Source organism: Maribacter sp. UH1 (assembly GCF_056839145.1).
In genome coordinates this window covers 3,960,450-3,980,727 of the sequence record NZ_CM166387.1, presented here as the reverse complement: position 1 = coordinate 3,980,727, position 20,278 = coordinate 3,960,450, and the positions used below count along the sequence as shown (strand labels likewise).

20 protein-coding genes are annotated in these 20,278 nt (G+C 33.3%); 18 read left to right on the top strand and 2 right to left on the bottom strand.

What is annotated here, in order from left to right; genetic code table 11:
• Positions 1–42: 42 nt before the first annotated feature.
• The 4 genes from UH1x_RS17220 to UH1x_RS17205 all read left to right on the top strand — a co-directional run bounded on the left by UH1x_RS17220 (position 43) and on the right by UH1x_RS17205 (position 3,849).
• Complete coding sequence (locus UH1x_RS17220; protein ID WP_482623208.1) at positions 43–2,157, top strand: TonB-dependent receptor plug domain-containing protein; 2,115 nt, start codon at positions 43–45, stop codon at positions 2,155–2,157.
• A 36-nt stretch (positions 2,158–2,193) separates the two neighbouring features.
• Positions 2,194–2,817: an HmuY family protein gene (locus UH1x_RS17215; protein WP_482623207.1), complete on the top strand. Its 624-nt coding sequence runs from the start codon at positions 2,194–2,196 to the stop codon at positions 2,815–2,817.
• Positions 2,818–3,013: 196 nt separating this feature from the next.
• The gene (locus UH1x_RS17210) at positions 3,014–3,505 is read left to right on the top strand and encodes a hypothetical protein (RefSeq protein ID WP_482623206.1); all 492 of its coding nucleotides are present in this window, start codon (positions 3,014–3,016) and stop codon (positions 3,503–3,505) included.
• Between the two features lie 5 nt (positions 3,506–3,510).
• Positions 3,511–3,849, top strand: coding sequence for a hypothetical protein (locus tag UH1x_RS17205; RefSeq protein ID WP_482623205.1), 339 nt, complete (start codon positions 3,511–3,513; stop codon positions 3,847–3,849).
• Between the two features lie 118 nt (positions 3,850–3,967).
• Here UH1x_RS17205 and UH1x_RS17200 read toward each other — a convergent pair whose 3' ends face one another.
• Entirely contained in the window at positions 3,968–4,780 is an 813-nt protein-coding gene (locus tag UH1x_RS17200) for a hypothetical protein (RefSeq protein WP_482623204.1), read from the bottom strand.
• A 372-nt stretch (positions 4,781–5,152) separates the two neighbouring features.
• On the opposite strand from UH1x_RS17200, the gene UH1x_RS17195 reads away from it, so the two are divergent.
• From UH1x_RS17195 to UH1x_RS17185, 3 genes are all read left to right on the top strand, one after another.
• A complete protein-coding gene (locus UH1x_RS17195) occupies positions 5,153–5,698 on the top strand; it encodes a hypothetical protein (RefSeq protein WP_482623203.1) in 546 nt (181 codons plus the stop codon).
• A gap of 332 nt (positions 5,699–6,030) precedes the next feature.
• Positions 6,031–6,531: an SMI1/KNR4 family protein gene (locus UH1x_RS17190; RefSeq protein WP_482623202.1), complete on the top strand. Its 501-nt coding sequence runs from the start codon at positions 6,031–6,033 to the stop codon at positions 6,529–6,531.
• A 224-nt stretch (positions 6,532–6,755) separates the two neighbouring features.
• Entirely contained in the window at positions 6,756–7,145 is a 390-nt protein-coding gene (locus tag UH1x_RS17185) for a hypothetical protein (RefSeq protein WP_482623201.1), read from the top strand.
• 42 nt (positions 7,146–7,187) lie between these two features.
• Here the strand turns inward: UH1x_RS17185 and UH1x_RS17180 are convergent, their stop codons facing one another.
• The gene (locus UH1x_RS17180) at positions 7,188–7,724 is read right to left on the bottom strand and encodes a DinB family protein (protein ID WP_482623200.1); all 537 of its coding nucleotides are present in this window, start codon (positions 7,722–7,724) and stop codon (positions 7,188–7,190) included.
• Positions 7,725–7,916: 192 nt separating this feature from the next.
• Between UH1x_RS17180 and UH1x_RS17175 the strand changes: the two genes are divergently transcribed.
• The 11 genes from UH1x_RS17175 (at position 7,917) to UH1x_RS17125 (ending at position 20,269) form a co-directional block, all read left to right on the top strand.
• On the top strand, positions 7,917–8,480 hold the full coding sequence (locus UH1x_RS17175; RefSeq protein WP_482623199.1) for a TetR/AcrR family transcriptional regulator: 564 nt from the start codon (positions 7,917–7,919) through the stop codon (positions 8,478–8,480).
• A 53-nt stretch (positions 8,481–8,533) separates the two neighbouring features.
• Complete coding sequence (locus UH1x_RS17170; protein ID WP_482623198.1) at positions 8,534–8,977, top strand: cupin domain-containing protein; 444 nt, start codon at positions 8,534–8,536, stop codon at positions 8,975–8,977.
• A 16-nt stretch (positions 8,978–8,993) separates the two neighbouring features.
• Positions 8,994–9,740 carry an SDR family NAD(P)-dependent oxidoreductase gene (locus tag UH1x_RS17165; RefSeq protein WP_482623197.1) on the top strand — a complete coding sequence of 249 codons (747 nt, stop codon included), beginning with the start codon at positions 8,994–8,996 and terminating at the stop codon, positions 9,738–9,740.
• A gap of 93 nt (positions 9,741–9,833) precedes the next feature.
• Positions 9,834–10,814: an alpha/beta fold hydrolase gene (locus tag UH1x_RS17160; RefSeq protein WP_482623196.1), complete on the top strand. Its 981-nt coding sequence runs from the start codon at positions 9,834–9,836 to the stop codon at positions 10,812–10,814.
• Between the two features lie 9 nt (positions 10,815–10,823).
• Positions 10,824–11,792, top strand: a complete 969-nt coding sequence (locus tag UH1x_RS17155; protein ID WP_482623195.1) for an alpha/beta fold hydrolase — start codon at positions 10,824–10,826, stop codon at positions 11,790–11,792.
• 899 nt (positions 11,793–12,691) lie between these two features.
• The gene (locus UH1x_RS17150; protein ID WP_482623194.1) at positions 12,692–14,302 is read left to right on the top strand and encodes an oleate hydratase; all 1,611 of its coding nucleotides are present in this window, start codon (positions 12,692–12,694) and stop codon (positions 14,300–14,302) included.
• Between the two features lie 392 nt (positions 14,303–14,694).
• A complete protein-coding gene (locus UH1x_RS17145) occupies positions 14,695–15,396 on the top strand; it encodes a DJ-1/PfpI family protein (RefSeq protein WP_482623193.1) in 702 nt (233 codons plus the stop codon).
• Between the two features lie 63 nt (positions 15,397–15,459).
• The gene (locus UH1x_RS17140) at positions 15,460–16,587 is read left to right on the top strand and encodes a DmpA family aminopeptidase (protein WP_482623192.1); all 1,128 of its coding nucleotides are present in this window, start codon (positions 15,460–15,462) and stop codon (positions 16,585–16,587) included.
• 125 nt (positions 16,588–16,712) lie between these two features.
• The gene (locus UH1x_RS17135; protein ID WP_482623191.1) at positions 16,713–17,504 is read left to right on the top strand and encodes an SGNH/GDSL hydrolase family protein; all 792 of its coding nucleotides are present in this window, start codon (positions 16,713–16,715) and stop codon (positions 17,502–17,504) included.
• A gap of 261 nt (positions 17,505–17,765) precedes the next feature.
• Positions 17,766–18,512: a DUF6882 domain-containing protein gene (locus UH1x_RS17130; protein WP_482623190.1), complete on the top strand. Its 747-nt coding sequence runs from the start codon at positions 17,766–17,768 to the stop codon at positions 18,510–18,512.
• Positions 18,513–18,694: 182 nt separating this feature from the next.
• Positions 18,695–20,269 carry a sulfatase gene (locus UH1x_RS17125; protein WP_482623189.1) on the top strand — a complete coding sequence of 525 codons (1,575 nt, stop codon included), beginning with the start codon at positions 18,695–18,697 and terminating at the stop codon, positions 20,267–20,269.
• Positions 20,270–20,278 lie beyond the last annotated feature (9 nt).

Sequence of the window (20,278 nt, the reverse complement as noted above, 5' to 3'; positions counted from 1 at the left end):
TATATATTTGTCGAGTATTAAGAATAATTCTAAATAAGAATAATGCGATATAAGTTTGTTCCCTACTTACTGCTTATTACCTATCAATTGACACTTGCTCAAAGTCAGGTAGAAAGTGCTAAAGATTCTATTTTATCGCAACAACTAGATGAAGTTATTGTTACCGCCACTAGAACCGAGCGTCAACTATCATCTCTTCCCCTACCCGTTACCTTGGTGGGCAAAAAGCAAATTATAAAATCTGGTACAGTTCGTTTAAATGAAATATTGAACGAGCAAACAGGTATAATAACCGTTGCTGATGAAAGCGGATTTCAAGGCGTACAAATACAAGGTATCGCATCAGACTATATTCTTATTCTAATAGATGGCGTTCCCCTAGTAGGCAGAAGTGCAGGTAATTTTGATTTAAGCAGATTAACCGTAGGGAATATTAAACAGATTGAAGTAGTAAAAGGTCCGGCAAGCTCTTTATATGGTTCTGAGGCTTTAGGCGGAGTGATAAATATCATCACAGAAAAACCACAAACGGAAGCCTTAAGTGGTAATGCATCTTACAGAATAGGAAGTTTCACTCAACAGGATATTAATTTAGATTTGAAACAAGCATTTAAAAAGTTTCGTTACGGATTTTTCGCTAATAGATTTTCATCTAACGGGTATGATTTAAATGAAGAAGTAGAAGGACAAACCGTGAATCCGTTTACCAACTACACTTTAAATGGTCGTTTGTATTATGATTTCAACGATAAACTATCCCTATTCACCTCCGCACGTTTTTACGATCAAATCCAAGATGCAGGTTTTACACTAGACAGTATACAATATGAAGGTGATACCAAAGAACGTGAATGGAATACTCACGCTAGATTAGACCATAAATGGACCCCAAATCTTACCATGGCCTACGAGCTTTATTATACAAATTATATAGCTACGGAATTATTGGCAGATCCTATTTCTACAGATGTTTTAAGTGATAGTGATTTTAAACAAAAACTATTTCGCCCAGAGGTACGTGGCAGCTACACATTTGCTTCTAAAAACGAAAATAATACTGGGTTACAAAACGGAACTTTAACTGCTGGTATGGGTATACAACTAGATGAGCTAGACAGAACCTATTTTGATGAAACAGTCAACTTCACCTCTCAATACCTTTATGCACAGTACGATTTTAATCCTATTGAAAAGTTGAATATTATTGCCGGTGCACGGTTTGATAATCATTCAGAATACAACAACCAATTCAGCCCTAAATTGGCTTTGCGTTACCAATTAAATAACAATCTATCGATCAAGGGTTCTGTTGGCTACGGTTTTAAAGCACCCGATTTTAGGCAGCTGTATTTCGACTTTACCAATTCTGCCGTTGGGTACACCGTACTAGGCTATAATGTAGCTTTAGACAAGTTACAAGAATTAGAAGAACAAGAACAGATACTGAATGTTGTAGTTTCTGAAGATGACCTAAGCAAACCCTTGGAAGCAGAAAGTTCTATTGGCTACAACTTAGGGTTCAATTTAAAACATGGCAGAGGTACTACCGATGTCAATTTCTTTAGAAACGATTTTAAGAACCTGATCGACACGCGAATTATTGCGAGCAAGACCAACGGACAAAATGTATTCAGTTACATGAATTTTGATGAAATATATACCACAGGCTTTGAAATCAATTCAAGCTATAAAATTACCGATGAACTGAACATTAGTGCCGGGTACCAATTGCTATATGCTTTTGACAAGCAGAAAAAACAAGATGTAGCAGATAATCAAGTATTTGTACGCGATGCAGCAAGTGGGCAGTCGGTCGCATTATCACAATCAGACTATTTCGGCTTGGTCAATCGCTCTCGACACAATGCTAATTTTAAGGTGTATTATGATATACCGTCTGCCAGTACCAATGTAAATATGCGTGTACTGTATAGAAGTAAATACGCGCAGTACGACACCAATGGAAACGACCTCATAGATAATTATGACACCAGTTTTATAGATGGTTTCGTAACCGTAAATGCGGCAGTGAGCAAAACCTTTTATTCTGATTTCACATTACAGGTAGGTGCAAATAACCTTTTGGACTATACCGATAACAATATCCCGACAATGCCGGGAATTCAAGGATACCTAAAACTAAATTATCAATTTTAACCCACCTGACAACGCGCAGGTATTAATTACATGACCATGACGAAGAACATTTTAGCAGTAGTATTTTTAGCAGTGGCATTCGCCTCTTGTAGCAACGACGATGACAGTACCCAAACAGAACCGTTATTAACTGAAACGGTAAGCAATCTATACGCTCCACAAACAGGAGGACAAGGAGAACCGGTTGGTGGCGAATTCACCAAATTCGATTTTGAAACAGGCGCAGAAACTACAAGTGATACTAATTGGGACATTGCCTTTAGAGGAACAACAATTGCCGTGAACGGTGGCGTTGCAACAGGTACAACAGATGAACCAACAAGAAACGGAGATGTTAGCGCTGCAATAGTAACTGGAACATTTACCAGTGTAACCTCTGCCGCTGACCTTACTTTCAACCAAGACTCAGAAACATCATTTGCCATACCAACAGGTAGCGATAATGGCTGGTACAATTATAATTCTGAAAGCTTTACCGTTACCGCTATACCTGGTAAAGTGTTTGTTTTTAAAACTACAGAAGGTAATTATGTTAAGGTAGAATTTATTAGCTACTACGAAGATGCCCCAGCGGTGCCGGATCCATTTACCGATGCAACACCTTACTACACTTTTAATTATGTGTACAACCCTAACGTAGGGGAAACTTCTTTTGAATAGTTTGTTTTAATTTAAGTTGTTTATAAAAGCTCGTCTGTTAAGACGGGCTTTTTTTATTTAGTATAAAGCAGTTGTTCATACAGTTTAAACTAGTACGGGTTTTCTTCAAATGTAATTTGGTATATTGGTAGTATAAAAGATATATATATATAACATATGTTATATATTTAATTGTTGTAAGTAATCTAAATGAACTGTGATAATACGAAAGGAAATAAAAGACGACAATGAACTTTACCTGTACTTCAATAGAAAATTGATTTACAAAAGATGGCTTAATTTAGGCTACGGAAAAGTTTTTGACACTCACGCTTTCGGAAAATATACTGATTATAGCATTACTGATTTTGACCTTGACGAAACACCTGAATTGATTCACGTGAAAGCAAAATTAAAAATCATTTCGACAGAAAATGGCGGAAGAAAAGCTGGGATAAAAAGTGGATACAGACCAAACCACGTTTTTGAATACCAAACTAATGGACAATTCAAATATGCATATATGGGAGATATTCAATTTGATCAGAATGAATGGATTATGCCTGGAGAAACTAAAGAAGTTTTAGTCCGATTTTTATCGAGACAACCGATTGATGAATATATGGATATCGGAAGAAAATGGTGGATTCATGAAGGACCAAATAAAATTGGAGAAGCAGAGATTATTAAAGTTGAATTCCCAAAATAAAAAGTATGAATTTATTCTGGAAAGATATTGAAATCGGAGAATTGACGGAAACAAACTGGGATATGCGAAGCTCAGGCAATATCAGATTCAAATTCAATTATGACGGAAAAACAAATAATACACATCTCTCAAATTTTATTAAACATTCAATTGAATCAAGTAAGTATCTAGAAAATGGTGATGAGGAAAACTATAATAAAATGTGTAACGAAGAATCCAAATTCCTTTATTTGATTAATAGTTCGGAATGGCGACTAAAAAACGAGAAAGAGGAAATAGTTAAAATTCTATGTCCAATATTTCACGAGAATAATGAAATTACGTGGCAAAGAGATTATGAATAACAATAAAAACTACCTACAACAATTTGTATAGTGCATATGCACCCTGCGGGATGCAAACGCACCATACATAAAACGTTGTAAACAAGCTGAAAAAACGAATACTATTTAAAAAAATTGTCTAATTCCAATCAAGTTCAAAGGTTACTTTAACACTACCTCCATAGTTGTCAATATTTATCTGACTAGGCTTTTCACTAACATAGTCCCCAAAATTTAAAAACCAATTAGTGAAATGTTCAGAATTAGTAGGATCCCCGTCTAAATCAAATAATTCAAAATACAATACATTATCTACACTAAATAACAATTCGTTATTTTCATAATTCCATTCAAAACTGCTTTCATTTTCATGTACCTCTGAAATTGGAAGATCGACATGTTTATATGAAGGAGTTTCCTTGCTCACATCTATCCCTACATATCTCTTATTAATTAGGAAATATAAATCCGCTAGCCGTTCAGGATCGGTATCTGAAAAACTTGAATCGAAGGACTTTCCTTTGTTTGGATAAGTGTTGAGAGTAACCTTTGATATTCTAACCGAATTAGTAATCGAATCAACTTGAATTTGCCTTTCCACTCTTCTTACTTTACCATCTTGAGTTTGTGCCTTAATGAAAAAAGTTTTAAGACCTACTGTTTGATAACTAAAACTTACTTGAAATTGATTCTCATTATCAATACCTACGCACTTCGTTAGTTGACTAACATCTGGATTAAAAAAATCGGAACCAATACATCCCAAACTAAGAGTTTCATCTGAAGAGGCATTTATTATAATTCTTTCATCTATGCCAAAAATATTTCTTTCTAAATCCAAAGACAACTCTAATTCATCTTCAGGAGTCTCTGTGACACTTTCATTATCCGAAGTTTCTGAAGAACAAGAAATCAAAACAAACAATAAAAATAAATTTAAAATTTTTGTCATAAAAAAGTTTTTATCTAAAAAAATCTAAACGTAATTGTTATAAATTTTATTGGATAAATTACATCTCTTTTTAGTTTTTATGCATTATTGTTAGTTAATTCTCTCTTACTTAGACTACGGGGTAATAGATTTTAAAAATTAATTTTAATGGAATAAAGCCAGTTGCCAGCAATGCCTAAACGTAATGCGAACTTTAGGGCAAAAGCAAAAAGGTCTTTGTATATTCATAAAGTCGCTAAATCTTATGAATTTAGCTTTGGATAAGAAAAATAAAACTAAACAATAAGCTTTAGCTTCGTGCGCAGGCGGAACCGAAAGGTTTCCTTACTACCGCATTACGCTTAGCCAAAACGTTAGTTACAATTAGGAAGAATGAAATTAAGTACACTTTACATTTTTTACACTATTGCAATCTGTTTTGCTATTGCCAGTTTGACTTTCCATATTCTCACTTATTTCCCCAACTTAAAGACTACTGACACTTCAATAACATTTTTACTTGGAGTAGCCATTTTCCCCTCTTTTATCACTGGAATTAAATCAACACAAAAACTAGTGGATAAAAACAATCCTATGGGAATGTGGAAAGATGTTTTGAAAGGAACTCCTTATTATTTAAAAGTTCTAATCATCTTAATTATTCCTTATGTATTTTTCAATTTCTTTTACTCACTAATGTATCTGACTGAAGGATTAAGTGCTGATAGACTGAATGATGTTTATATCTTGACTAGCAAAGGAAAAACTGTACGAGAAATCACGGAAATAGAATACTTTAAATACATAGCATACGAATTCAGAGGAATATCTGGTCATTTCATTTTGTTTCAGCTTATTTCAATTGCTTTAATAAGTTCTGCCATTAATATTAATAAAGTACAAACAGCAACCAAAAAACAAGAACATATTAGGAATTAATTTTAGACGTAAAAATAAAGCTGTAACTAACACTGTATATGACAAATAGGTCGTTCGGTGGTTAGCGAAAGTTCGGTGCAATTTACAAACACCGCCAAATCGTTGATTTGGCTTTTAAAAATGAATAAATTAAAAACAAAATACAACGCTTTGGCTTAGTACAAAATTGCAAGTTTATCGCTTTCTACTGCCCTACTTGCCATATACTAAACGTTCTGTACAATTTTTAAATGACCAAAATTAACAAGCTGACTTTCGGAATACTATTTTGTTTGCTGTCTTGTGGAGCTTCTAAGAAATTAGAAAAACAGAGCTCAAATCAAACAAGTGAAATGAAAAAAATACTAACGGACTTATTCCAAAAGTCGTTGACTACAAAAGACAATAATAATTTCACTACCCAGCAAATACAAAATAATTGGATAGGAAATATTCCAGCAACCCAGAAAGAAATTGAGGAGACAGAATCAAGACTTGGAATTAACTTACCCGCTGATTATAAAGAATTTCTAAAAATAGTGAACGGATATCCGACTTATAATGACGCAGTTGAACCGAGTTTTGAAAAAATAAGTGAAATTCAATATTTAAGAGATTTTGAGCCAGTAACAATTCAAATTTGGAAAGAAACAGGCAACGATGATATAGTAAAAGAATTAAAAAAAAGTATAATTGTAGCAGGAAAGCATGAAGAACAATGGTTTCTTTTAATACCGCCAATCGGCGAAAATGATAGATGGAAATATTGGAAATTTGCTAGTTGGATTCCAGGAGAAATTGAATATAAGAATCTTACAGAATACTTTTCAGCAACGGCAAATAGAATTGAATAAAAAACTTTACACAACCACCGCTGGTTCACATTATGGCGGGCTATTCTGCCGAATAATTCCGCAACAAAACCATAGCCTAAACGTTGGCTCTTAATTACTATTCTTATGTAAACTCTTGTTTTCTCAATCAACTTCTGTATTCATATTTGTTTCCCTATATCTTATAAAATTTACGAAATTCATTTCTTAGGTAATTCGTAGTTTTGCTCTTCAATTTTTAATTTATGAACTATCAAGATGTATTTCTTGTTTTCTGGGAACAAGTAACAGAAAGTGTAGAAAAAGGTGATTTTGCGAAATTAACCATGGCAAAAACCATAGGTAAACCTAATCTGAGAAATATATTTGTAAGACCAATTTATTCTGAAGACGGCTTTAAAGTCTTACTTAAATTTCGTTACAGATCTAGAGAAACCGAAGATCAAACCGAAGAACTTACTTTAGATGAGGCTTTTATCATTTTAAAATCACATCTTAAAACATCTTTCTCAACAGTTCTATTATTCACCACAACAAAAGACTTGCTTTTAAAAGTTAATAAAAAGGGGGCTGCAAGCTTTACTGAAAACCCTCCTACTTTCAGCGATATAACTCAGGCTAAGATTGACGATTAGAATAACCAATAAAAACGGGACTTTATTGAATATTTACGTTTTTTACCAAGTATATTCTGGTGGTTGAATATTATTCATTCTAAGATATAAATTTGCTTTAGCCCTGTGGTTGGTCATATGATCCTGCACATAAAAAAAGGCAAATGCCCTACTCACGGTGTTACCACTATGATACATTACACAAGACTCATCCAATTGTTCCTGTTCTATAGTGCCAATTACATTAGTGGTATAAGCAAATCCATTTTGTAACAATTCTATAATCTCAGCCTTTGTCATCTTTGTAGCATCAGGAGTATTGGGTTTTACTTCCATTCCTTGCACATAACGTTTTGTAAGTAGCTCCACTGTATATCCAATATGTACCATTTGCTCACCAAAAGACTTACTTATAGGTGTTGGTTTATATGAATATAGTTCTTCTGGCATTGCTTTGGCAACATCTAATGAGTGTTCACTAGCTGCAAGCCAAACAGCTAAATACGTTTTAGTAAAGGGAGTTTTAGGAACTATTTCAGTTTGTCCATAAGTTATAACCGTACAAAAAAGGGCAGCTAATATTAAAACTAAATTTTTCATAATGATAAAAGTTAAACGATTCTTCAAGATATATATAAGCTTTTTAGATTCTAATAAAATTTTAAAAAGTTTGAATTTCAATGAACTAGAATCTATTTAAAACTTAATATTAAAATCGATGTTAGGAATTGAAAGATTTACAAAAAACAGACAGACCTGTCTGTTTTTAAATTATTTTTATATATTTGCAGTATGAAACATAGTGAAGTAAAAAATAGAATTACTGAAACAGCCTCATTTTTATTTTATAAAAATGGGTATAATTCTACTGGTATAAACCAAATTATTGCCGAAGCTGGGATTGCTAAGGCTACGCTTTACAGTCATTTTAAATCTAAAGAGGAGATATGTTTGGCATATTTACAATATAAAAACATCAATTTTCTTGAAGATTTTGAAAAGTTTACCACATCAAAACCAAAAGGGAAAAATCAAATACTGGCTATATTTGATTTCCTTCAATTGTTTTATCAAAATAAAGATTTTAATGGATGTTGGTGCATTAAAACCGTTTCAGAAATACCAAAGGATAATGAGCTCATTAGACAAGAAATTCAGTCTCAGAAAAACAACTTTATATCACTTATAACAAAACTGATCACCAACAATCTTGAAAACATAAAAAACGAGCAAATTAGTTCACTTGCAAGACAAATCTATTTACTATATGAAAGTGCGGTGGGCGAAAGTCATCTACATCAAGAAGATTGGCCAATAATTGAGTCTAAAAATTTATGTGAAAAAATAATAGCATAAAAAAATTTACTTGAACACAGACAGACTTGTCTGTCTATTATTATTTCTTCTAAATGAAAAATAAAAAAACTTTAAAAGCTTATTCAAAAATAGAATTAGGTGAATTCTCAAATCTGACAGAAAGTATATTTCAACCAAATCCAGATTTTAAACTTGTTGGTAAAAAATTTATAAAAGATGAATTGGGCTTATCCAGTGCAGAAATATCTTTTAATACCATGGCAGCGAATACGGCTGTTCCTTTTCTTCATAAACACCAAGAAAACGAAGAAATATATATCGCAATTAAAGGGAAAGGACAATTACTTCTAAATGATAGTTATGTAGCTATGGAAGAGGGAACAATTGTAAGAGTGGCTACAGATACAGAAAGAGCTATTAGAAATAATTCAAATGAACCTTTCACTTTTATCGTAATACAAGCCAAAGAAAATTCATTAAAAGGAAGCACTATTTCTGACGGATACGGAATTGAAAAAAAACCAAATTGGAATTAATTAATAATTAAATATAATGGAAGAATTTAAAAACAAAGTAGCCTTGGTTATTGGCGGAACGAGTGGAATTGGTAAAGCTACAACAAATGCCTTGTTAGAAGGTGGCGCAACTGTACATGTTGTAGGAAGAAATACCGATAAAATAGCTGATACTGCTAATTTGGTTAAGCATACAGCAAACATATCCAATACAACTGAAGTCGATGCTTTAATAGCTAAAATTGATGGTTTGGACAACTTGGATTATTTGGTAAATGCCTCAGGAATTTTTGGACCTAAGCCATTCCTAGACCATACAATGGAAGACTACAACTCATATTTAGACTTAAATAGAGGTTTCTTTTTTATCACGCAAAGTGCTGCTAAAAAAATGAAAGCTACCAATGGGGGATCTATTGTAAATGTAGGATCTATGTGGGCAAAACAAGCGGTTAAAGCAACACCTTCTACCGCTTACTCTATGCAAAAAGCAGGTTTGCATTCGCTAACGCAACATTTAGCTATGGAATTAGCTGACGATAACATTCGTGTAAATGCGGTATCTCCTGCATTAGTAAACACACCTGTATATCATGGTGTATTTGGAAGCGAAGAAGCTGCCAATGAAGCATTGGTTGGTTTTAACGGTTTTCACCCAATAGGACGTTTTGGTGAGTCGGAAGATATTGCCAATAGTATCGTCTTCTTATTATCTGACAAAGCTGCTTGGGTAACAGGTGCTATTTGGGATACTGACGGTGGTGTTATGGCCGGTAGAAACTAAAAATATATAAACAGAGTCATAACCTGTAGCAATATTGGTTATGACTTTTCTATTCACTTTTCTCAAACCTAATATGAGACTTCTATTTAAATAATGAAAAATATAGTTTTAGCCTTAAGCATCCTTTTACTTTTGTTTTCTTGTAAAGAGCAAATACCTTTAGAAACAAATAACAATAAGAGTACGCTACCCACTTCCAAAAAAAATAAAAAATCAACTTTAAAATATAAAACACTAGAAGTGAACGGGATTAACATTGCCTATAGAGAAGCAGGTGATAAAAATAATCCAACCATCGTTTTGCTACATGGTTTTCCGGCTTCGTCGTATCAATACAGAAAAGTATTAACGCAATTATCAAACGAGTATCATTTAATTGCTCCTGATTATCCAGGTTTTGGTAACAGCGATTTTCCAGATGCTGAAAACTTCAGCTACACCTTTGATAATATAGCAACGGTGGTAGCATTATTTTTGAAGCAAAAAAAAATTGATTCTTATGCCATAATGATTCAAGATTACGGTGCTCCAATTGGGTTTAGATTAGCCACAGCACATCCCGAAAATATTACGGCAATAATAAACCAAAATGGTAATGCTTATGAAGAAGGTTTAGGTGAAGCATGGGCTGGAATAAAAGCACTTTGGAAAAACAGAACTAAAGAAAACGAAGATGCCTTATTACCTGCATTTTCATTAGAAGGTTTAAAATGGCAATACACGCACGGTGTAAGAGATATTGAAACTATAGACCCCGACACCTATAATTTAGATTTTTTGAGATTGTCCAGACCAAACGCTCATGCCGTAAATTTAGATTTGTTTTATGATTATCAAAATAATGTAAAACTATATCCCAAATGGCAGCAATATTTGAGAGATCACCAACCACCGTTATTAATAGTTTGGGGTAAAAATGATGCGTTCTTTCCTGAAAGTGGAGCCGAAGCTTTTAAAAAAGATGTAAAAAATATAGACTACCATATTTACAATACCGGTCACTTTGCTTTAGAAGAAGACGGTGATGCTATAATAGATAACATTAGGGATTTCATGAGAAATCAAAACAAATAGAACTTACGAATGAAAAAACTTGCCATAATTTTATGTATTACTACCGCTTTGTTAGGATGTAAGAATTCATCTATAAAGTCTAAAACCGCGTTCTTTTTACCACCGGCTACAACTTATAATCATATAGAAATTGATAGTGTAAAACTATTTTATAGAGAAGCGGGAGATAAACATAAACCCACTATAGTTCTGCTACATGGATACCCATCATCGTCTCATTCTTATAGAAACTTAATACCTACGTTGGCGACGCATTATCATGTTATTGCACCAGATAATTTAGGCTCGGGTTACAGTACGCATTTAAATCCGGAAACTACAACTTATACTTTTGATTTGTTAGCGACTTATACAGAGAAATTAATTGACACACTTCAACTTAAGAACTATGTAATGTATATGCAAGACTTTGGTGCACCTGTAGGCTATCGTTTAATGATGAACAACCCTAAACGTATAGAAGCCCTAATTGTGCAAAATGCAAATGCTTATTTAGATGGTTTAACGCCCAATAGACAACATTTTTTTAGAACGGCACAGACAGATTCATCACAAGCAAAGCATGATTTTTTATATGGTTTAACAAGTGAAGACGCCATAATAAACAAGCAGTATTTATTTGATATAGACACTACAAATATCAATATTCAAAGTCCTGATGCTTGGACACACGATTTGGCATTTCTAAAATCTAGAAAAGACAGGGAAATTCAGGTACAGTTATTTAAGGATTATAATACCAATTTAATACAGTATCCTAAATGGCAAAAGATGTTGAGAGAAAATCAGCCAAAAACATTAATTGTATGGGGGAAAAAAGATTTAAAATTTAATGCCAATGGTGCAAAAGCTTATTTGAGAGATTTACCCAATGCCGAATTACATTTATTGGATGCAGGTCATTTTGCAGCTGAAGAAAAAACAAGTGAGATTGCTAAATTGATTTTAGATTTTTTGTCTACTAATGAAATAGAATAACTATTAAAAACTTAAAAAAATTATTCTAGGTGAATAGATACTGTATCAGACTCTTTAAGCTTTTTTAAAATTTATCTTACGATCATCCAGGCAATAATAAATTTCACCTTCGTATTAAACACATGGTTTTTATGAATAGAATACTGAATTATATTAAGTATCCAATTACAAATTATTAATAAGAAATACCCAATATAAATACAAGACTCTTAAAGTGTCATTAGTACTGATATGCTATAACTTAAATTTTAGTGCAGTATGTACGTATTGTAAAATAGAGTACCCTAATTTTAATATTTAATGCCATTGTAAATTGCCCTAGCATACTTATCAACTACTTTTTTAAAAATTTTATACCCTCCCTTTACCTGTAAACATTCAGTATAAAATTACCAATACCTTGCGTCTACAACTGACCTAAGTCAGTCTTTCTTATTTAAACTAAAACTAATTTTGTTTTAAATAGAGAAATATGAAAATAAGATAAAAATAGACAAGGAGAATGGTCTTGGTTTTAGTTGTCAAATGAAATAAACTATTGGCAAATTATCAATTAATTTACCGCTCATTAATTATGCATACCGCAAAAAAATGGCAAGCTTAACAAGTAAATACTATTCTCAAACAAAAAAATGTGTTGCTTAATATTTAATTGTTTTTTTTAAATAAAGTACTGATATACAATACGTTAAAAAATTATTTATTTAAATATACATTATTCAAAAAGTCCAAAAAAAAATGCCTTTTGTGGTTTGTTTATTCCTATAAGATCGATAAAAAAATAATCGCTGCCGACCATGCACGGTCCTTTATTTTAAAAACATTTGGACTTAGAATTGAATTTTATACAACAACTTATTTCTAAACTTATTAAATCGTTAATTAACAAAATATAAACTATGGATAATTCTAAAATTTATTTAAACGGATTAGGATTAGGGTCTTTATCTGCAGCTGTTTACTTAGTACAAAAAGCTGGTTTTAAACCAGAAAACATTCACATTTACGAAAAAAATTCTGATACGGATTTAGTAGGAGGATCAATGGATGCATCTTACGAAATTATTGACGGAAAACCTGTTTATATAATGAGAGGAAGCCGTATGTACGAGGATAAAGTATATTGTTGCACCAAAGAGTTTTGGTCATTAATTCCTTACGACGAACTTGGTACTTGCTTGGATGATTATAAGCGAAATCGCGAAGAATGCAGAGTAGACACAGTGGTTAGACTATTACATGCAAATGGGGAAAAAGACACCGGACATGACCTTGGATTAGGTCCTATTGAAACGCTTCAAATGGCTAGGTTAATAGAAATACCAGAATCTAAGATTCCGGCAGATGCTAAAATTACAGATTACTTTAGCGAAGATTTTTTCAAAAGTAATTACTGGTATATGTGGCGTGCTCTTTTTGCTTTTCAACCATGGCACTCCGCAATAGAGATGAAGCGCTATATGAAACTATTCTACCACCGTATGTCCGATATGGAGAAAATGACCTCATTAGAACGTACACGTTACACCAATTACCACTCGTTCATCCTTCCCGCTATTAAACTCATAACAAAAAAAGGAGTTCAAATACATTATAACACTTGTATTACAGATGTTGACTTTAATGAAAGTGGTGATAAGCGCTGGATAGAACGCTTACATTTAAAAACTGCAGAAGGTAAAATATTAGATCCTATAGAGGTTAGACCACAAGACAAAACATTCTTAACAATAGGCTCCATCGTTGCAAATCACTCTTATGGTTCTCACGACAAACCGGTATCAACAACACCCGTAGAAAAACCAGGAGAAGCATATGAGTTATGGGAAAACATAGTGGCAAAACAAGCTGACCTTGGTAGACCTGATCGCTTTTTACGTGACGTATCACTTTCTAGAATGATGCACTTTACCGTAACCTTTAGGGGCAACCTCTTTGAAAGAAAATTTCAATGGTTAGTTGAACGACAAATGGGAAGACAAAGCCCCTTGCCTCTAACTCAATCTCCATGGATTATGCACGTACACACCTACCGCCAACCCTTTTTTCCTACTCAATCCGCAGATACCTGTGTAATTTGGGTTTCTGCGCTTGGTGAAGATAAAATGGGACAATTTGTAAAAAAACCAATGTATGACTGTACTGGAAAAGAAATTTTAGAAGAGCTTTTAGGACATCTATGGGGAGATTTAAACAAAGATGAAAAAGCAGAACTTTTAGAAACATCTTACTGTGTGCCCTGTAGACTACCATACGGTATCTCTCAATTTTTACCCAGAACGGAAGGTGACAGACCTCCTGTTGTACCAAAAGGATCTCAGAATTTCGCACTTTTAGGTCAATTTGTTGAAATTCCAGACGGAATAGTTTTCACTACTGAATATAGTGTTCGTGGAGCAATATTAGCCATTAACCAATTAGTAGACCCATCAATAGAGCCACCTAAAATGTACTTTGGGCAGAACCATTTATGGGATAACTTAAAAAATGCCAAAGCTGTTTTAAGTTAATAATTAGATCTATACTATCTTTAAATCAACGGGGCTTTTCCGTTGATTTAAAGATTTTTATCTACAAAGACAAAAGCTTATTTTATGATAAAGATGCTTTAAATGTACCCGAATAATTAATTAGGACTACATTACAACTTATCAATAAATTCAACGAATATACTTTTCTTCTTTCTCAATATATCATAATCTTCTATAGATTACACTTGCAACCGCATAGCCATTGCTAAGTTTTCTTCTGAAACAATTTAAAATTTAAAAAATACCAAATTAAGAGAATATCAAGAGCTTAGTTTTTGAATAAAGATCATTTGTCTGTGTATAAAAAATCATTAATTCGTATTTTAGTTTTCATACTGGCATTATACTTCAAAACCCTCTAAATTATAAATATGAAACCAAAGAAGTCAATACTAAGATTATGTGTTTTTATTCAATTAATTATAGGGATGACCTACATACATGGTTATGGCCAGAACAATACTAAAATGGAAAATACTACGGAAATTGCTTTTATAATGTTTGACAATTATGAAACATTAGATGTTTTTGGTCCGGCAGAAATCTTTGGGCGCCTAGTTGACAAATACACGCTTAAATTTTATTCATTAGAAGGCGGCGTTATCACCAATAGGCATCGCGTACCAATTATGACAGAAAAATTAGAAACTATCACAAAACAACCTGAGATAATTTTGGTCCCTGGAGGGTTAGGTACGAGAAAAGAAGTAGATAATACTCAACTTTTAAATGAAATAAAAAAACTTTCTTCTGAGAGTGATTATGTGCTATCTGTATGTACAGGTAGTGCACTTCTTGCCAAAGCAGGACTTTTAGATGGTAAACAAGCAACTTCAAACAAAAGAGCGTTTTCATGGGTAGAATCTCAAGGTGCAGATGTAGACTGGAATAAAAAAGCTAGATGGAAAATTGATGGTAAATATTACACCTCTTCTGGAGTTAGTGCCGGTATGGATATGGCATTAGGGTTCTTAGCAGATAGGCATGGTGTAGACTTTGCAAGAAAGGTCGCTAAAGAAATTGAATACAACTGGACCGAAGATAAAGATAACGACAATTTTGTAGCGGAATAATCATGTCTAATAATATAGCATAAGTTGCTAATAGGTAACCTATCTTGAAGTAATAAACCAACTATGAATAAAATTCTACTTCTAATTGTTTTTATAACGGTAAACACATATTCACAGAACAAAAGATTAAGAGATTATGGTATTGAAGTAGGTGTTTTAAAAACCGGTATTAATAACGCTATTACAGACGTTGAAGATGTAACTGTTGGTCATACCACTTTAATCATAGGTGATAGTATTAGGACTGGAGTCACTGCGATCCTACCCCACTCTGGCAATCTCTTTCAAAAAAAATCACCCGCCGCCATATACTTAGGAAATGGCTTTGGAAAATTAGCGGGCTATTCTCAGGTCAAAGAACTTGGCAATATTGAAACCCCCATAATCCTGACCAATACTTTAAGCGTACCGGTTGCTTCAAATGCTTTAATTACCTACACTTTAGAAAACGAAGAGAACCAAAATGTACATTCCGTAAACTCCATTGTTGGGGAAACCAATGACGGTTATCTTAATGATATTAGAGGAAGACATATTAAAGAAGAACACGTATTGAGTGCCATAACAAATGCTAAAGCAGGTAAAGTCGTTGAAGGAAATGTTGGTGCCGGCACAGGAACAATTTGTTTTCAGTATAAAGGAGGTATAGGTACCTCTTCCCGTATTATCCCTGATGCATTTGGTGGTTATACTGTAGGTGTTTTGGTACAGACAAATTTTGGAGGAGTCTTTGAACTGAACGGTGTGCCAATTGCCAAAGAACTAGATAATTACTCTAGAAATTTCACCTATGATGTGGACGGTTCCTGTATGATCGTAGTAATGACAGATGCCCCATTAAATGCAAGAAACCTTGAAAGGTTGGCAAAAAGAGCCATTATGGGACTAGCCAAAACAGGAGGAATTGCTTCTAATGGCAGTGGAGACTACGTGATAGCGGTTTCAACGGCAAAAGAGAATTTAATTCCTTATCAAAGTTCATCTTTGTTCAATGAGAAAAAAGAACTACGAAATAGCGCCATATCCCCACTATTTTTAGGAGTGATCGAAGCTACTGAAGAAGCAATCCTTAACTCGTTATTGGCGGCAAAAAGTATGACGGGTAGAGATGGACATGAAATAAAATCCTTACCAATAGAAAAGGTACTTGAAATACTAAAAAAGTATAATAAATTAGGTTCTAATGAATAGCTGAATTAGAATCATGAAAACAAACTTCTCAAACATTATTTTCATGGTAATTTATCCTACCTTCATACTAATAACACCAATAATCCATAAATCCGCATTTAATTATAGTCATTAAAAAAGCCAAAATGAACTTAAAATATACATTAGGGTCTTTCTTAACCATACCGCTATTACCCATAATGTATTTTCAAGGTAAAAAGATAAAAAAAACTGTTCCACGCTTACCAGAAGCAAAAGGTATTAAAGGGGCTGCATTAGTTTCTTCTAATAAAACACTGCGGTTGCTTACTATTGGTGAAAGTACTATTGCCGGTGTAGGTGTTAAGACTCATAAAGAAGGATTTACAGGTTTCCTTGCCAATGAATTAGCGGCTTCTTTACAAACAAATGTAGATTGGAAAGTATATGCCAAAAGTGGTTACACGGCTAAAAAAGTCAATGACCATATTGTAGACCTTATTACAGAAGAAGCCATTGACCTTATTGTAATTGGTCTTGGCGGTAATGATGCTTTTGAACTGAACTCTCCCAAAAAATGGAACAGAGACGTTCGTGAACTTATTAAAAGCATTAAAGGTAAATTTAGAGATGTACCTATAGTATTTACCAATATGCCTCCAATAAAAGAATTCCCCGCTTTTACAACGATTATAAAATTTACAATTGGCAATCTGGTTGATATGCTAGGTGAGGAATTAAACGGTATTGTAAAAGATTTTGACCAAGTGTATTACTATGCACTAAAGCCTTCTAGCAAAGATTATATAAAAAGATTCAATCTAAAAATAGAACCTTCTGAATTTTTCGTTGATGGAGTACATCCTTCAAAACGAACATATCATATTTGGGCAAAAGATATTTCAAACTTTATTACCCGATCAGAAGAAATTAAAAATAACTTAAACTATAAGCCGTAAACAATTTTTAGTCAATCTTAGAACTATTAAATGATGAAAAATCAGATACAGTTATTTTAAAAGATAAAATGACATTATTTAAAAAATCGAAACTTATTAATTACATATTAGCTCATCAATTATTCAGCTAAATAATGCTTTAACACTATTCTTAATAGGATACTAATTGAGTATTATTTAATTTTCAAGAAGATAATTCATAGATACTAATTTGAATTAATTCCAATACAAAATTTCACCTAAAACAAAATTCAACAAAATATGGGCATATTTAAAAAACTCTTTGGAGGAGATACACCAAAAGATAAAACCGAAATAGACTCTTCTGAATTTAAAGAATTCAATAAAACGGACTATAACAACCTTAATGAGCTAATAGAGCAACATGCAGGACTGTCCTTTGAGAAGCAATTAGTTTTTGGAGATGTTATCGGTTCTAATGCATGGGAACTTGATATGGGAAAAGGAAATATCTTATTTGGCGATTTAGACTTTCCCATTCAAATAATTGGCTCCCTTTCATTTAATGATAGCTCTTGGATGTGGGGATGGGCAAACGCAAAGAGTGGCATGCCAGAAAACCTATTGGTTCAATCTAACCAACTTAAAGAGATAGGACAAGATAAAGGCATTAAAGAATTAACTGATGGTCATTTTAATGTTGCAGAAGGCTTTGAACATAAAATAGGAATGATGGCTTGTGGTCTATTTAAATGTAAAAGTTATTACTGCGCCAATTACGGTCAAGGTACTCTTGTAGTTACCATTAACGATGACAAAATACCTGAAATAGACAAAGACAGATTAGAAAAAGTACTGACCAATTTTCCTCAGTTAATAAGTGCGGTAGATGTAAACCATAAGAATACATTTAAAAACTATTTAATTGACAGAGATTTTAAATTAAACATTTCGGATAATAAAATTGAAGGCATGAAAAATAGTAAGGTGCTAACTGCTGAATTTGATGAGCTTAATAGATTAAAATCTCTGAACGGCAAGCTTTAAAACGTTTACCCACTCAGTGAAAAAGCAGGAACTTTGCCTTGACAAACTAATGAAATAGATTCGTGAGAATGAAAAATGTAATACAGACAATCAATTACTAATAAAACTATTTAGAAAAACGGTCTATGTATATTTATAGAATATCCTAGAGCATTAGTATTTCCCATCTAAAAAAGAACCAATTGAAAAAATACCTTTTCTTTCAAATTAGTATTATAACTATAATTATTTCCTCTTGCACTTGTTATGCACAAGAACAACAGAAAACAAAACCTAACATCATATTTATTTCTATTGATGACCTTAGGCCAACATTAGGTGTTTACGGAGATACTATAGCAGTAACACCAAATATAGACCAACTAGCAGCTGAAGGAATGACCTTTAGGCAAACATTTTCTCAAGTAGCAGTATGTGCACCATCTAGAGCTAGTCTAATGACAGGTTTAAGACCTGATTCTACTAGGGTTTGGCATTTAGGAGATAAGTTTCGTGAGATAAACCCGAATACGGTTACCATGCCACAATACTTTTCAAAATTTGGATATACAACGGTAAACTTGGGTAAAATTTTTCACAATTATATGCCAGACTCCATTCCTTGGGACGAACCGGACCTAAGACCATCAAAGTACCTTAAAAAAGATTGGTTAAATAGAGATGGTGAAACATTTTATATCAGTGAAGAAGTCAATAAATCACAAGCAGTAAAAAGGGATTCTTTATTAAAACTAAGACCAATTAGATATGCTGATGGCTGGAACACAGGTCCCGCGTGGGAAGCGGCAGATGTTCATGATTCTCTTTATTATGACGGAGCGCAAACAGAATTGGCAAAAAAGACACTTAGCCGTTTGGCGAAAACAGAAACGCCCTTTTATATGGGCTTAGGTTATTTTAGACCACATTTACCATTTACCGCTCCAAAAAAATATTGGGACCTGTATGATGCTCAAAAAATTCCATTAGCAGCCAACCCTAATGTACCCCTAAATGCACCAGGACATACAATGAACTCCATGTATGAATTAAGACACTATGATGGTTTTAATGATATAGGGCACCCTCAATCAGAGTTTAAAATGAATGAAGAAAGGTCTAGAAAATTAAAACATGGGTATTATGCGAGTGTAAGCTATGTAGATGCATTGGTGGGTAATTTAGTTGCGCATTTAAAAGAGATAGGTCTTTACGATAACACTATTATTATACTTTGGGGTGATCATGGCTGGAAATTAGGAGATCATAATAGTTGGGGTAAAATGACCAATTATAATATTGATTTACAAGTACCTATGATTATTAGATATCCAAACCAAGAAAACAGAGGTGCTCAGACATTTGAAATAACCGAGTTGGTAGATATGTTTCCGTCTTTATGTGAAATTGCCGGTATTGAAGTTCCCAACTATATGCAAGGAACAAGTTTTTTGCCTTTAATAAAAAATCCAAAACGTACCTGGAAAAGTGCAGCCTTTAGCCAGTTTCATAGAAGACCCAAAGTGTCTGCAGATGGAAATAGATACATGGGCTATTCCATCAACACAAAAGAATATCATTATATTGAATGGTATACTTGGGATCCTAAAACCGGTACAAGAGGCGAACTGACAGGTAAAGAACTATACGATCGTAAAAATGACCCTAACGAGACTGTCAATATTATAGCTGAAGATAAATTAACAGAAGTAAAAACATCATTAGCCAAACAACTTGAAGCCGGTTGGAGAAAGGCTAAACCTAATCTAATGAAATAAAAAACTACG

Bases quoted from the DNA above. Each gene is read 5' to 3' on its own strand.
- UH1x_RS17220 (WP_482623208.1), top strand. From the start codon at position 43: ATGCGATATAAGTTTGTTCCCTACTTACTGCTTATTACCTATCAATTG.
- UH1x_RS17215 (WP_482623207.1), top strand. From the start codon at position 2,194: ATGACGAAGAACATTTTAGCAGTAGTATTTTTAGCAGTGGCATTCGCC.
- UH1x_RS17205 (WP_482623205.1), top strand. From the start codon at position 3,511: ATGAATTTATTCTGGAAAGATATTGAAATCGGAGAATTGACGGAAACA.
- UH1x_RS17200 (WP_482623204.1), bottom strand. From the start codon at position 4,780: ATGACAAAAATTTTAAATTTATTTTTATTGTTTGTTTTGATTTCTTGT.
- UH1x_RS17195 (WP_482623203.1), top strand. From the start codon at position 5,153: ATGAAATTAAGTACACTTTACATTTTTTACACTATTGCAATCTGTTTT.
- UH1x_RS17190 (WP_482623202.1), top strand. From the start codon at position 6,031: ATGAAAAAAATACTAACGGACTTATTCCAAAAGTCGTTGACTACAAAA.
- UH1x_RS17185 (WP_482623201.1), top strand. From the start codon at position 6,756: ATGAACTATCAAGATGTATTTCTTGTTTTCTGGGAACAAGTAACAGAA.
- UH1x_RS17180 (WP_482623200.1), bottom strand. From the start codon at position 7,724: ATGAAAAATTTAGTTTTAATATTAGCTGCCCTTTTTTGTACGGTTATA.
- UH1x_RS17175 (WP_482623199.1), top strand. From the start codon at position 7,917: ATGAAACATAGTGAAGTAAAAAATAGAATTACTGAAACAGCCTCATTT.
- UH1x_RS17170 (WP_482623198.1), top strand. From the start codon at position 8,534: ATGAAAAATAAAAAAACTTTAAAAGCTTATTCAAAAATAGAATTAGGT.
- UH1x_RS17165 (WP_482623197.1), top strand. From the start codon at position 8,994: ATGGAAGAATTTAAAAACAAAGTAGCCTTGGTTATTGGCGGAACGAGT.
- UH1x_RS17160 (WP_482623196.1), top strand. From the start codon at position 9,834: ATGAAAAATATAGTTTTAGCCTTAAGCATCCTTTTACTTTTGTTTTCT.
- UH1x_RS17155 (WP_482623195.1), top strand. From the start codon at position 10,824: ATGAAAAAACTTGCCATAATTTTATGTATTACTACCGCTTTGTTAGGA.
- UH1x_RS17150 (WP_482623194.1), top strand. From the start codon at position 12,692: ATGGATAATTCTAAAATTTATTTAAACGGATTAGGATTAGGGTCTTTA.
- UH1x_RS17145 (WP_482623193.1), top strand. From the start codon at position 14,695: ATGAAACCAAAGAAGTCAATACTAAGATTATGTGTTTTTATTCAATTA.
- UH1x_RS17140 (WP_482623192.1), top strand. From the start codon at position 15,460: ATGAATAAAATTCTACTTCTAATTGTTTTTATAACGGTAAACACATAT.
- UH1x_RS17135 (WP_482623191.1), top strand. From the start codon at position 16,713: ATGAACTTAAAATATACATTAGGGTCTTTCTTAACCATACCGCTATTA.
- UH1x_RS17130 (WP_482623190.1), top strand. From the start codon at position 17,766: ATGGGCATATTTAAAAAACTCTTTGGAGGAGATACACCAAAAGATAAA.